Here is a 12,715-nt window from a genome sequence, read left to right on the forward strand (position 1 = left end):
TCTGGAACCCCCGGCCGCAGGGCTGCCGGGGAAGCGATCTCATTCGGTCATAGGGAGGGCGCGAGCATGCCCGCGAAAGTCCCGGCGGCGATCGTCGGTTCAGGCAACATCGGAACGGATCTGCTCTACAAGCTACGCCGATCCGAGCTCGTCGATCCTCGTTTCATGATCGGCATTGACCCTGGCAGCGAGGGCCTGCGGCGAGCCAAGGATCTCGGCGTCGAGGTGTCCGCGGAGGGCGTCGACTGGCTGCTCAGGCGATCGGACCGACCCCCGCTGGTCTTCGAGGCTACTTCGGCGAAGGTGCACGCTGCGGCCGCGCCGCGTTACGCGGCGGCGGGGATCATCGCGATCGACCTGACACCCGCGTCGGTCGGCCCCTGGGTCGTGCCCGCCGTCAACCTCGACGACCACCTGGAGGCGCCGAACCTCAACATGGTCAGCTGTGCCGGGCAGGCCACCATCCCCCTTCTCCATGCGATCGACCAGGTCGCCGACGTCTCGTACGGCGAGATCGTTGCAACAATCGCGAGCGCCAGTGCCGGTCCGGGCACCCGATGGAATCTCAGCGAGTTCAGCGAGAAGACAGGGCAAGCCCTGACCGTGGTCGCCGGAGTGGACGAGGCGAAGGCGTTCTCACTCATCAATCCGGCTGAGCCTCCCATGGCCATGCGCGACACGGTGTACGCCAGGGTTCGCCGGAGTGACGCCGCCCGAATCGAGCACGCCGTTCGGGACATGGCCGCCGCAGTCCGACGCTACGTGCCGGGCTACCGGTTGCGGCTCGTGGAGGTCGACGGCGACCTGGTCACCGTCATGGTGCAGGTGGAGGGCGCCGGCGATTTCCTGCCCGCGTACGCAGGCAATCTCGACATCATTACCGCCGCCGCGGTCGCCGTCGCCGAACGGATCGCGGAGAAGACCCTGGGAGCCGCCCAATGATCACTATCGTGGACACGAGCCTGCGTGACGGCATGAGCAGTGTCTCGCACAAGTTCACGCCCGAACAGGTCGGCGCGGTGGCCAGAGGCCTCGACCAGGCGGGTGTCCGGGTCATCGAGGTCGCCCACGGCATCGGCATCGGCGCCTCCTCGATCCAGTATGGGCTCGCCGCCGCGACGGACATCGAGTACGTCCAGGCCGCCGTCGCCGCGGTGGACAGAGCGGACATCGCCGTGTTGTACGTGCCGGGGATCTCGACGCTCGCGACCCTGGACGCCGTCCGTGACGCGGGAGCTACCACGGTTCGGGTCGCCACCCACTGCACTGAGGCCGACTGCGCCGAGCAGCCGATCCGCCATGCCCGCGAGCACGGTATGCGCGTCATGAGCTTCCTAATGATGAGCCACAAGCTCGAACCCGCGGCACTCGCCAAGCAGGCCGCGAAACTTGACTCCTATGGCGCGCAAGTGATCTACGTGGTCGACTCGGCCGGCGCGCTCGTGCCCGGTTCCGCCGGAGCCCGCGTCGCCGCGCTGCGCGACGCGGTCCACGCCGACATCGGGTTCCACGCCCACAACAACCTGGGCGTGGGCATTGGCAACGCGCTCGCCGCAGTCGAGAACGGCGCCACTTACATCGACGGGTCGCTCCGGGGCTTGGGAGCCAGCGCCGGCAACGCCCAGACCGAGGTCCTTGCGGCGGCGCTGGAACGAGCTGGTCATCCGCCGCGAGTCGACGTCTTCGCGCTGATCGAGGTCGCCGAAAACATCATCGCACCGTTGATGAACGAACCACAGATCATCGACGAGACCGCGCTCCTGCTCGGCTACGCTGGCCTGTACTCGACTTTCTTCCACCCGGCGAAGCGCGCTGCAGGCAAATATGGCGTGCCTGTACGCGATCTCCTCCTGGAACTGGGCCGACGCGAGGTCATCGGCGGCCAGGAAGACATGATCATCGACGTCGCCGCGGAGCTTTCGAGCCGTGGACGGTGTGAGCAGTGAGACCTTGCGAAGTCCGAGAAGCAGCCGCCGCGCTGATTGACGCCTCCCGGCCAGGGACACCGATCTCTCCCTTGAGCATCACATAGCTCGGCGCGGCGATCGCCGACGCTTGCCGGATCCAGCAGAAGCAGGTGCGGGTCTCGATCGAGTCCGAAGACCAGGTCCGCTGTCACAAAATCGGTCTCGTCTCGACCGCGATCCGGTACGGACGCCGAAACCGGCACGGGAGCGGCGTTCCTCGGCACACCTTCAACGCTGTGAGCTGGCGAACACCATCGGTGTGCTGGGGGCATCAGTGGACGCCAGGCCATGTCGTGCTGTGCTGTTCTATCACCAGGGCCAACACCATCGCACCGGGGCGACACCATCACGGCGGGCCTCTCGGGAATCGGCGAGATAATGACGGTGCTGGCCTTAGGGGCCGTCCTGACAGAAACACATCCCAGGGGGCGGAATCGGGCTGCGGTACCGAGCTTTTTCCAGCGTGATGTGGTCTTGCGGAGTTGCAGGAATCGTCACCGAACTCGGTCAGCGTCACGCCCGTGACCTGCTTGCCGTGATCGTCACCTCGCTATCCGCCGGAGGCGGGACTTGGTGACGACCACCGCGCTTCCCGAATGCCCGCGTTCGAAGGAATCACTCGGTGAGAACCCACTGCAGCCCTAACTGGGCCTTACTCAGCTACCATGGCGACATCCGCTCATGTCGACGCCGCGAACCGGTGATGCGGAGTCGGCAGACGCACACCGAACTCTGCGGGCAGATTGCCACGGCGCGCACTCATGGTCAGCATGCACACGATCGCCGTGAACGCCATCCGATTATTCACTGCCGCCGCTCCGGCGCTTTGGCGACGCGGGCCGGACACCGGGATCAACGGCTCGGACGGTTCCTATAACTCAGCTGGCCTCGGACACAGCGCAAAAGTCGACGACACGGTCCGCACAAAACGCGAAAAAGTCTCACAAGAAATGTGTCGAATGGATTTCACAATCCGATGCCGCCGCTTGCATCGATCACTCCGCCGGTAATCCATCGAGCATCATCTGACGCGAGAAAAGCCACGATGTCGGCAACATCTTCTGCCTGTCCAAGTCGGCCCAGTGCGGTCAGCGAGGCGACATATGATTCGGCTTCGGCGCTGCCACGAAGCCACCCCACGTTCATGTCGGTGCCGACGATACCGGGAGCTACCGAATTCACCGTGATGCCTCGCGGGCCCAACTCCTTTGCCAGATTCCTTGTGAAGGCGTCAAGGGCACTTTTCGTTGACCCGTAGGCGATGATCTCCGGCATGGCCAAGCGTGCCGCACAGCTGGAAATGTTGATTATCCGTCCTCCGTTGCGAATTCGTTTCAGTCCGTGCTTTACAATGAAGAACGGCGCTCGAGTGTTCACAGCGAAAACCTCGTCAAATTCTTCCTCGGTGAGCGTGGCCAGCTCCCCACCACGGCCGATGCCGGCATTGTTGACGATGATATCGACGCCTCGCTGGGATGAGTGCTGTTCGATTTGCGCGTCGAAGGCCGCCCAGAGAGCGGCCGCGTCGCCCCGTCGACCCAGTTCGGCCTGGATGGCGAAAGCGCGGCCACCCTGCTCACGGATCCGCTCAACGACCCTGTCCGCTTCTGTCAGATTGCGTGCGAACGCAACGGCCACAACAGCTCCGTTGCGGCCAAGCCGCTCAGCGATGGCTCGTCCGATCCCCCTGCTGCCGCCGGTGACGAGCGCAACCTTGCCATCCAGTGCACGCGTGGACATAATTATGACCGCCTCTCCTTATAAAAATAACGTGCAGGAACTATGCGGCATCTGCAAGTTTTTCGTATCATGAATACTCTGGGCATTCGCAGGGTGCGCGCCAGATAGTCGACCGCCCGATGCTGGGGCACCTTCACCCCTGCTGTCAATTGCGATCTGGCGCTAGGCTCCACCACCGTGCGGTGTCGGTCTGCTCACCGCCTCGACCCGTACCAGGGGGCAGAACCGCTGCACCGACAGGCCGGTGGACACCAGCACCCACTCGTCCCGACCGGCACTGATCACCTGCTCCCTAAGAGGTCAACGATTCTGGTGCGCTGCCGTTACGGGAAACCCTTGGACCTGGCCCCTTGATCGTACGCTCAGGGGGCAGGAACCCTGGGGTGAGGCTCGACAAGAGAGACGACCTCAGAGAATACTGTCCGGTGCTTCGCCAGTTCCGCAACTGCCATTCTGGAGGGATCACCTCGTCGATCGGGTAGATCAAAGACTTCCGTAGCGCATCGCTTTGCGGAAGTCAGGCGGGTCTCACCCTCTATCGTCCCCTTGGGCGGTCGAATGCACCGGGCTGGCCATGCTGCACCTATGCTGGGTGCGGCGACTGCGAGACCCTGTTGGCCGGCTCCGCCGCCATGCTCCGCCTCACAATCATCGATCGACCTCATGAGTCTCCGCCTCACCGGCGAGGCCACTCCCACTTGACGGGCCTCCGATCCAGAATCAAACCGCACTCGCAGAATGAAATGCACGGTAAGGCGAAGAAGATCGATGGCACTCCGGACCTGTGCGGGTCGCAACGGCCCCGGTTGATGTATCCGGCGCGTCGCAGGTCATCAGGCGAGCGACTGGCAATGCCGCGGGGCGAGCCACGAGCCTATTTTTTCATAATTTTTACAGGAAACAGCCTCATTTATCGGCTATCACCTCGAGCGGTGACTGAGCGATCAGCCGGGTGGCGCCCTGCTACAGGTCGAAGACCGCCTTCCCGTTTACGCGTCGGCCGATCAGCTCGTCGGCTGCCTCAGTGAAGCGCTCCCATGAGCCGCGCCAGCCGATCGCGGGCACCAGGGCACCGTCGGCCACAAGCCGCACCAGGTCTGCGAGGTCGTCTGCGGCAGCGAAGTCGTTGACATAGGACACGAGCGTTTTGGGCGGGCCGACAGTGGAATAGGGCGGGAACACGGCCGGCTCTCCTGAGGCCCATCCGACGGACTGAAGGCTCCCGCCGGGAGCAAGGAGCTTCCAGGCCGTGACCAGATGACCTCCGCCGACCGACTCGACGACGATATCGACGGGCTCTTTGACAGCGTCCAGCCCTACGATCACTTCGTTGGCTCCCGCGCCGGCGAGGCCATCGCCTCTCTCAGAAGAACCAACCGAGGCGATGACGTAGGCCCCGGCATGCGCGGCGAGTTGAACGGCGTAGCGTCCTACGCCGCCCGAGGCGCCGGTCACCAGCACGCGCTTTCCGGGCGCGACGGCCGCGGTCCGCAATGAACGGAGCGCGGCCAGACCCGCAGTCGGCAGTGCCGCCGCCTCGGCCAGCCCGATGCCGTCCGGGACCTCGGCGACTGCCGACACGTCGACGGCTACCCGCTTTGCAAACGCACCGTCCGCGAAAAGCACGACGCGGGTTCCGGCCGAGGGCCCAGAACCGTCCGCCGCCCCTCGGATGATGACCCCCGCCGCGTCGAGGCCCAACGGCGATCCGACCGGAACACGTCCGTTGCGGGCGTTGTTGAGGTCCGCATAGTTGAGTGAAGTGTGCAGTACGTCGACGAGCACCTGCCCAGTGCCGGCAACCGGGTCGGCGACCTCCCCGAATCCGATGCCCGCAGGGGCGGACGGGGCAACGATGAGAGCGCGCGTAGACATGGACATCTCCTCTGGCTTGAGTGGCACCCGAGATACTATCTTAGTAGATAGTTTTGTAACAGATCATCTGTCAGGGTTGCGATTTCGGCTTCCACTCCCTTGTGGTTGCACTAGGGCCCAGCTCGCGGGCCGGGGCGAGGGGAGCGCTGCATCGATCGAAAAGGTGCGCAGCGGATCCGCTGGAGCGGCGGGTAGATGTCGAAGACGCCCGCGTGACCTTCACGTCGTACCCCGGAGTGGCGAGTGAGCTCCGGACGTCTGCTGAGCCACTCCGCCAGGTCGTCGAGCGCGGCAGGCGCGAGTGCTTGGTCCGGCGGCTCCTGGCCCGCCTGATCTCGGACTCAAACTGAGTATCGGCAGACCGTGGACGGCGATCAGCCGAGTCGCCCGAGACGTAATCGCCGAGGTCCTTGCCAACGGCGGCCGGGTCGGCGATCCGTCCCAGGGCAGGAGATGGGTCGCCGGTCGGCGTGAGGTGCGGAGTTGCTCCTCAAAGGCGACCGGGCTCAGCATTCCGATACTGGAATGCCTTCTGAACGGACGCGTCATTGGACGTGTTGCGTCCGATTCTCAGGTTGAAGGCAGTTATCCCAGCGCCCGTCGCCTCCAGCACCGGGCCGACCCGGCTCCGATATTCCGGGTCACCGATCCCTTGAACGAAAGAGTCGCCGATGAAGCAATCCGTAGGGGTGCGCCTTGCGGTGTGACGTGAGAGTATTGTCGAATGATCAACGATTTCCCTTCGGACTTGGTGGTACGGCGTCCAACGGCCAAGGACCATGCACGCGTGCTGTCGGTACTCGATCGCTGGTGGGGCGGGCTAGGAGGAGAGGCCGGAGCCAAGGAGCGGGCGCTGCTGCTGCCGCGGCTCTTCTTTCAACATTTCAACACGACCAGTTATCTGGCCGAGCACCCTGACGGAGACCTCGCCGCTTTCCTGATCGGTTTCCTGTCGCAGAGCGACCCGGAAGTGGCTTACATTCACTTCGTCGGCGTGGATCCCTTCTTGCGCGGGCGAGGCATAGCCACCGCCCTCTACCGAGGTTTCTTCGATCAGGCACGTGCGCACGGGCGCCGCCGCGTCCATTGCATCACCAGCCCTGGGAACACCACCTCTCAATCCTTTCACCGCCGACTCGGCTTCGATCTGCTGCCCGGGGAGCAAGGTGCCGGCGACCTTCCCGTCCATCCGGACTATGACGGCCCGGGGATCGACCGCGTCGTCTTCGCGCTCGATCTCGCCCATCGCCCGCCCGACCGTCGGTCAAGGTGAGGAGCATGCCGTGACTACGCCGCCCGACAGCCCTGCCCGCGCGCCTTCCTGCAGTTCGCCGGTCACGAGATCGTCGGCCGTGCGTAGCGCAAAGGACCGCACGGCGCACATCCGGGCCGTATATCTACGCATTGTCGAGAACCGGAAGCAGGGGCGGTGGGCCACCAACACCCCTGGCTCCTGTGCTGTTGGCTAGGCGAATCCGCCGGTAGCGCGGATGTTCTGGCCGGTGACCCAACGGCCGTCGGGGCCGGCGAGGAAGGCCACGACGCCGGCGATGTCCGTCGGCTGCCCGACCCTGCCGAGCGGAGTGACGGCGGGGATCTGCGCGAGTTGCTGTTCGCTGTTGGCTCCGCGCAGAAGATCCGTGTCGGTGAATCCAGGTGACACCGTGTTCACCGTTATGCCGCGCGGCCCCAGTTCCCTCGCGGCCGCGGCGGTGAGCTGCTCGATAGCCCCTTTGCTCGCGGTGTACAAGGCTATGCCAAGTCCCGGCCTGATCGTGTTCACGGTGGAGATGTTGATAACGCGCCCGGCATCGCGCATATTTCTGGCGGCGTAACGCGTGGTAAGGAAAGTCGACTTGAGGTTGGTCGCCATCACCTGATCGTAGAGTTCATCGTCGATCTCGACGATGGGAATCGGGGTGAAGGCCATGGCCACATTGTTCACGAGCACATCGAGTCCGCCGAGCAGGTCCTCGGCATGCCTCATGAGGCGTTCGGCATTGGCTGGGTCGGTGAAGTCGGCCTGTACGCCTTGAGCCTTGCCGCCGGCCTGTGCGACCGTCTGCTCGACCTCGGCGGCTCGGCTTTCGCTCTGCGCGTAGCTGAAGACCACCTGCGCTCCTTCGCTGGCGATCCGCTCCACGATCGCACGGCCGATCCCCCGGGAGCCCCCGGTGACCACGGCCTTCTTGCCTTGCAGTGCTTTCATCGTCATCCTCTCCATATACATCAGACATTCCGCTGTTCCGTGGTTTTATCAACGCCAATGGAGATCTCCGATCAGCTTCGTTTCCGCTCCTCCGTCCGCGAAGATGATCTGACCGGTGACGAACCGGTTGCCCGCACCGGCGAGCCAGCAGATGAGCTCGGCGACCCACTCGGGGCGTCCCGGGAAACCACCGAACGGTTGCGGTGCCGCGGTCTCCACGGCGATGCGCGTTTCCTCGCTCGCGAAGATCCAAGAAGCGGCGGGCGTGTCGACGACACCGGACGCAACGGCGTTGAGGGCGATGCCGGCTTGGGCCCACTCGGGGGTTGGAGCGACCCTGCGCACCCACCGGTTGAGCGCCCGTTTGGCGGCACCGTAAGCGCCAGCGGCGCCGCCGGCGGACGGGTCCGCCTCGACGTAGGCCACGGCGGCGGCTTCATCTCCATCAAGGCACGCTTGCAGCACTCGCTCGTCCGCGGGCGACAGCGAAGAGGTCGATGACACCACGACAGCCCGAGGCGATTCGCTCTGGGCCAGTAGCGGTCGCAGCCCTTCGAGTGTCGCGACAGCGCCAAAGTAGTTCGTCTGGAGAAGCCCTGTCTTACCGCCCCCGGCGATGGAGAGCACGGCATCGATGGCGCCTCTGCTCGCCACCTGGTCGACCAGCGACTGCCGCCCGTCGGGCGTGGACAGATCAGCCTGGATCTCGGCACCGCTGAGATCGCAGCCGATGACGTCAGCGCCACTCTCACGAAGCAGCCTGGCAGTCGCAGCTCCAATGCCAGACGCCGAACCGGTCACGACATAAGTCCGGCCAGCGTGTTCGGATCGGGTCATCGGCTTCCTCGCCTGCTTCCGTCGTGAGTGGGTTCGATGTCTCGGGACTCGGCCCGTGTGCCCCGGTCGAAGAGCTCGACCAGTTCGTTCGCGTACACGCCGGGGTCGAGACCGGTGGACAGAAGCGGCGCCGCGCCGTCGATCGAAGCGCGCACGGCCGCCGCCATGACCTGTGGGTCGAATGCGCGGAACACGCCGTCACGCTGCCCCTTGACGAAGAGGCGAGCCAGTTGCCTCAGTGACTCGAGATGGTGCCGCTCCCAGTCGCCCAGGCCGCCGTTGAGAAGGATCTGCCTAAGTGCCTGGACTTGGCGCGAGTGACCGGCGATGAATGCCACGTTCGCCCGGATGACGGTGGCGAGCAGGTCACGCGCACCGTCCACGGACTCCAGGGCGAGCCGCATCCAGGTTTCACCGTCCGCCACGATCTGCTCGGTGACGGCTGCGAACAGTTCGTCCTTGCTGGAGAAGTGATAGGTGATCAGTCGTTTGCTGCTGAGCCCGGCCTCATCGCAGATGGCCTCGAACGTGGTCGCCCGGTAGCCACGTTCGGCCAGCAAGGTGATCGCGGCACTGATGATCTGCTCCTTGCGGGCCGCCGTCGCCGCCTGACGGCTGGTCATGACAGTACGGCGGCTCGTCGACCGGCAGGCTTATCCATATGGATAAATTTATCCATATGGATAAGCCTCAGCAAGTCAGCCACGGTGGTCGCGCGGGATGACGAGCCGACCGAGAGCGGCGGAGAGGACGATGGTCGGCACTGTGCTGGTGGGCAGGCCGGTCCGGGAGGCGGTCGTCGCCGCTTCGAGGGAGGCGTCAAGGTCATGCTGGGCGATGGCGGCAACAGGGTTGTGAGCGGACAAGGGCTCCATGATGAGGCCGGTGCCGCCGTCCCCGCGGCAGGGCGGCAGGTCGGAGGCGTTGCCGGGCACCGTGCGGCCGCGGTCGGACGTGGGCGGGGCGGTGGACATGCTTGTCTCCCTAGGGTGACAGTTCGTGAGGGCTGTCTACGCTCTGGTCCGTTGGTGCAGGAGGGCGCCGGTCAGCAACGCGCCGGCCAGGGTGAGGACACCGGCCGTCAGCATGCCTGCGTGCAGTCCGCCGATTACGTCGGCACGCGAGGGAGCCGAGCCGGCGGACAAGGCGCTGGTGCGCGCGGCGGCGATGGCGCTCAGGCCGGAGACGCCGATGGCGGCGACGTACTGCGGCAGCTGCGACAGGCCGCCGACGACGCCTTGGTCCTGCTCGCTGACGCCCGTCGTCATCACGGTGATGAAGGAGACCACGCTGAAGACGTGGCCGAGCCCCATGACCGAGGAGGTGATGAGCAGGGCCGGCAGGTTGACGCTCTGCGGCAGGGCGAACATCGCAGCGGTGCCGGCACCCTGCACGAGCAATCCCACGATCAGTATCCTCACCCCTCCGAACCGGCTCAGCAGGCGGGCGACCAGCATGCCTCCGGACACGGCGGCCGCGCCTTCACCGAGGTAGCTCAGGCCGGCCTGGACGGGGGTGAAGCCCAGGACGTTCTGCATGTAGAGGCTCAGCAGCACCGTGGTCCCGGCGCACATGCCGAAGGTGATGACACCGAGCAGGCCCGACCACTTGACGGTGGGCTGGTTCAGGACGGTCAGCGGCACGAGCGGCTCCGGGTGGCGCCGCTCGACCAGCAGGAACGCGGCGAGGAGCACGAGGCCGCCGGCAATGGGCCCGAGCACCTCGAAGCCGGCCCAGCCCTGATCGCCGCCGCTGGAGATACCGAAGACCAGGCCGAAGAGGCCGGCCGTGGCCAGTACGGCGCCGGGGACGTCCACCCGCCGCGCGGCACCCGACTCCCCGATGGCCGGCATCGCCAGCGCACCGGCCAGCGCGAGCGCGCCGATCACGGCCAGCGCGACCATGGTCCAGCGCCAGCTGAAGCCGCTGGTGATGACACCGCCGCCGAGCGCGCCGAGCACGAAGCCCAACGACATCACCGCGCCGTTGAGGCCCAGGGCGCGGGCTCTCTTGGGGCCCTCCTTGAAGTAGCCGGTCATCAGCGCGATGGCGGCGGGGGCGATCATCGCGGCGGCGGTGCCCTGGCCGATGCGAGCGGCGATCAGCACCCCGGGGGTATTGGCGACCGCGGCTCCGAGGGAGAACAGGGTGAACACCATGACGCCGACAGTGAACAGCCGCTTGCGGCCGATCAGGTCGGCGATTCGGGCGAACAGCGGCAGCAGGCTCGCCGACGGCAGCAAGCTCGCGGTGGCCACCCACTGCAGAGTGCCCGCCGAGGAGAAGCCCAGGCCGCGGCCGATGTCGGGCAGAGCGACGGTGACGATGGAGAAGTCCAGCCCGCACATGAAGGTCGCGCAGCACAGCGTGACCAGAACCAGCCGCTCCCGGGTGCTGAACACCGCGTCGGCGGCGGAACGCCGCTGAAGAGCCTGGACATCACGCACAGGACGAACAGGAGGTGAGGAATCGGTGACGGCCATGGAAGTCCTTTCCGACGATCTGGCTGGCCTGGCCAGCTTCGAAGCACCGGACCCGTACAACAAGAACGACATGCGCAACGATCGATCCGCTGAGCTCATCGTTCGAGGTCGCCGAGACGAGAAGGCACGGAACTAGAGTCATGGAACGACAAGAGATCGAAATCTTCCTGACTCTAAGCAAAGAACTACATTTCGGGCGCACCGCCGAGCACATGGGGATCTCACAGAGCCGCGTCAGCCAGACCATCGCCCGGCTGGAGCGCCGTATCGGCGCCAAGCTCTTCGAGCGCACCAGCCGGCGGGTGACGTTGACTGCCATCGGAGAGCAGTTGAGGGACCAGATTGCCCCGGCTCACCAGCAGATCGAGGAGGCGATCGCGAAGGCGACGGCCGCCGGCCGCGGAATTACGGGCGGACTGCGCATCGGCTTCTCCGGCGCTTTCACCGGCCACCTCCTGCACAGGATCTCGGAGGTGTTCACGCGTCGTCACCCGGGGGTCGAGGTACAGATACGGCAGGTGCAGATCTCAGATCCCTACGGGCCACTGCGGGCGGGGGACCTCGAGATGCAGGTCACCGAGATGCCGGTGGCCGAGCCCGATCTGACGCTGGGGCCGGTTCTGGTGTCACAGCCGAGGGTGCTGCTCATGTCGTCCTCGCACCCGCTCGCCCGGCGCACGGCGGTCGGCATGGAAGACCTTGCGGGAACCACCCTGCTGACCGTGGCCGGACCTGTCCCCGCACACTGGCTCGATCACCATTTCCCGCGCGAGACGCCTTCGGGGCAGCCCATTCCCCACGGACAGGCCATCACACACTGGGAGGATGCGCTGTCGCTTGTCCTGGCGGGCAAGGGCGTTACACCGGTCGCCGCAGCGGGTGCGCACTACTACAACCGCCCAGGCCTGGAGTTCAAGCCCCTGGCCGACGCCCCTCCCATCGACTACGCCTGCGTTTGGCCAACCGATCACGAGACGGCCAGGCTACGGGCGTTTGTGCAGCTTGCAGCAGAGTTGGTGCGCAAAGCGGGCGGTCCAGGAAAAGCCGTTGAGGACCTGTGGGCGACCGGAGACGCTGCCAACTGAGGCGTTACGGCGCAGCAGCATCGGCTTCCTCGGCTGCTGCCATGCGGGTCAGGAAAGGCGTTTCGTGGAGGGTGGCGAGGTGGGTTCCTCCGGATCGCTGAGGCTTCGCCCGCGACGGTGTCCGCGACACAGTCGGACATCTGCTCGCTGTGGAGTCCGCCGGAGCGGGCCGGACGGGGCGGACTGCAGCGCGGGCGCTTTGGGGTTCTGGGACGGGAATGGCCCGCTCAGCGTCCACAACGCTCATCTGAAGTGCGCGCGTCCCTCAAGTGTGAGCAGCGCGGCCAAGACGTACACCGCCGGGAGGGCGATCGGGAAATAAAGCCCTATCATCAGGTAGAGCAAACCGAACGACACTAGCGCACTTCCGGCGAGAATCAGGGCCAGGGCCCATGAGTAGCACCTCGAAGGCAATGACCCCTTTGTGAACGCCCGCCCTCCGCGAGAGAACCGCACGGCGAGCATCAAGCCGGCACTGCGAACAGCAGTAGCGGGGCCAAGTAGAGCACGGGGATCAGA

General features: G+C 65.6%; 12 protein-coding genes. 4 read left to right on the forward strand and 8 right to left on the reverse strand.

The window, feature by feature from the left end; all coding sequences use genetic code 11:
* The first annotated feature begins 66 nt into the window (after nucleotides 1-66).
* On the forward strand, nucleotides 67-942 hold the full coding sequence (locus tag ABT299_RS22710; protein WP_387032579.1) for an acetaldehyde dehydrogenase (acetylating): 876 nt from the start codon (nucleotides 67-69) through the stop codon (nucleotides 940-942).
* 8 nt (nucleotides 943-950) lie between these two features.
* Nucleotides 951-1,946, forward strand: coding sequence for a 4-hydroxy-2-oxovalerate aldolase (dmpG, locus tag ABT299_RS22715; protein ID WP_500251915.1), 996 nt, complete (start codon nucleotides 951-953; stop codon nucleotides 1,944-1,946).
* Nucleotides 1,947-2,933: 987 nt separating this feature from the next.
* Here dmpG and ABT299_RS22720 read toward each other — a convergent pair.
* The 3 genes from ABT299_RS22720 to ABT299_RS22730 all read right to left on the reverse strand — a co-directional run bounded on the left by ABT299_RS22720 (nucleotide 2,934) and on the right by ABT299_RS22730 (nucleotide 5,582).
* Nucleotides 2,934-3,707 (reverse strand): SDR family oxidoreductase, encoded by a 774-nt coding sequence (locus tag ABT299_RS22720; protein WP_500251916.1) that lies wholly within the window; start codon nucleotides 3,705-3,707, stop codon nucleotides 2,934-2,936.
* 162 nt (nucleotides 3,708-3,869) lie between these two features.
* Nucleotides 3,870-3,992: a hypothetical protein gene (locus ABT299_RS22725; protein ID WP_387032587.1), complete on the reverse strand. Its 123-nt coding sequence runs from the start codon at nucleotides 3,990-3,992 to the stop codon at nucleotides 3,870-3,872.
* A 678-nt stretch (nucleotides 3,993-4,670) separates the two neighbouring features.
* On the reverse strand, nucleotides 4,671-5,582 hold the full coding sequence (locus ABT299_RS22730) for a zinc-binding dehydrogenase (RefSeq protein WP_387032589.1): 912 nt from the start codon (nucleotides 5,580-5,582) through the stop codon (nucleotides 4,671-4,673).
* A gap of 724 nt (nucleotides 5,583-6,306) precedes the next feature.
* Here ABT299_RS22730 and ABT299_RS22735 point away from each other — a divergent pair.
* A complete protein-coding gene (locus ABT299_RS22735) occupies nucleotides 6,307-6,855 on the forward strand; it encodes a GNAT family N-acetyltransferase (RefSeq protein ID WP_387032591.1) in 549 nt (182 codons plus the stop codon).
* 192 nt (nucleotides 6,856-7,047) lie between these two features.
* Here the strand turns inward: ABT299_RS22735 and ABT299_RS22740 are convergent, their stop codons facing one another.
* The 5 genes from ABT299_RS22740 to ABT299_RS22760 all read right to left on the reverse strand — a co-directional run bounded on the left by ABT299_RS22740 (nucleotide 7,048) and on the right by ABT299_RS22760 (nucleotide 11,111).
* Complete coding sequence (locus tag ABT299_RS22740; protein WP_500251917.1) at nucleotides 7,048-7,791, reverse strand: SDR family NAD(P)-dependent oxidoreductase; 744 nt, start codon at nucleotides 7,789-7,791, stop codon at nucleotides 7,048-7,050.
* Nucleotides 7,792-7,839: 48 nt separating this feature from the next.
* Entirely contained in the window at nucleotides 7,840-8,628 is a 789-nt protein-coding gene (locus ABT299_RS22745; RefSeq protein WP_387032593.1) for an SDR family oxidoreductase, read from the reverse strand.
* Complete coding sequence (locus ABT299_RS22750) at nucleotides 8,625-9,251, reverse strand: TetR/AcrR family transcriptional regulator (RefSeq protein WP_387032596.1); 627 nt, start codon at nucleotides 9,249-9,251, stop codon at nucleotides 8,625-8,627. Before ABT299_RS22750 ends, ABT299_RS22745 begins: the two co-directional genes overlap by 4 nt.
* 75 nt (nucleotides 9,252-9,326) lie before the next feature.
* Entirely contained in the window at nucleotides 9,327-9,602 is a 276-nt protein-coding gene (locus ABT299_RS22755) for a hypothetical protein (RefSeq protein WP_500251918.1), read from the reverse strand.
* Nucleotides 9,603-9,638: 36 nt separating this feature from the next.
* Nucleotides 9,639-11,111 (reverse strand): MFS transporter, encoded by a 1,473-nt coding sequence (locus ABT299_RS22760; protein ID WP_500251919.1) that lies wholly within the window; start codon nucleotides 11,109-11,111, stop codon nucleotides 9,639-9,641.
* A 140-nt stretch (nucleotides 11,112-11,251) separates the two neighbouring features.
* Between ABT299_RS22760 and ABT299_RS22765 the strand changes: the two genes are divergently transcribed.
* Nucleotides 11,252-12,196 carry a LysR family transcriptional regulator gene (locus ABT299_RS22765; protein ID WP_500251920.1) on the forward strand — a complete coding sequence of 315 codons (945 nt, stop codon included), beginning with the start codon at nucleotides 11,252-11,254 and terminating at the stop codon, nucleotides 12,194-12,196.
* Nucleotides 12,197-12,715 lie beyond the last annotated feature (519 nt).

It is taken from the genome of Spirillospora sp. NPDC000708, from assembly GCF_040299565.1.
In the GTDB taxonomy this organism is placed as follows: domain Bacteria; phylum Actinomycetota; class Actinomycetes; order Streptosporangiales; family Streptosporangiaceae; genus Spirillospora.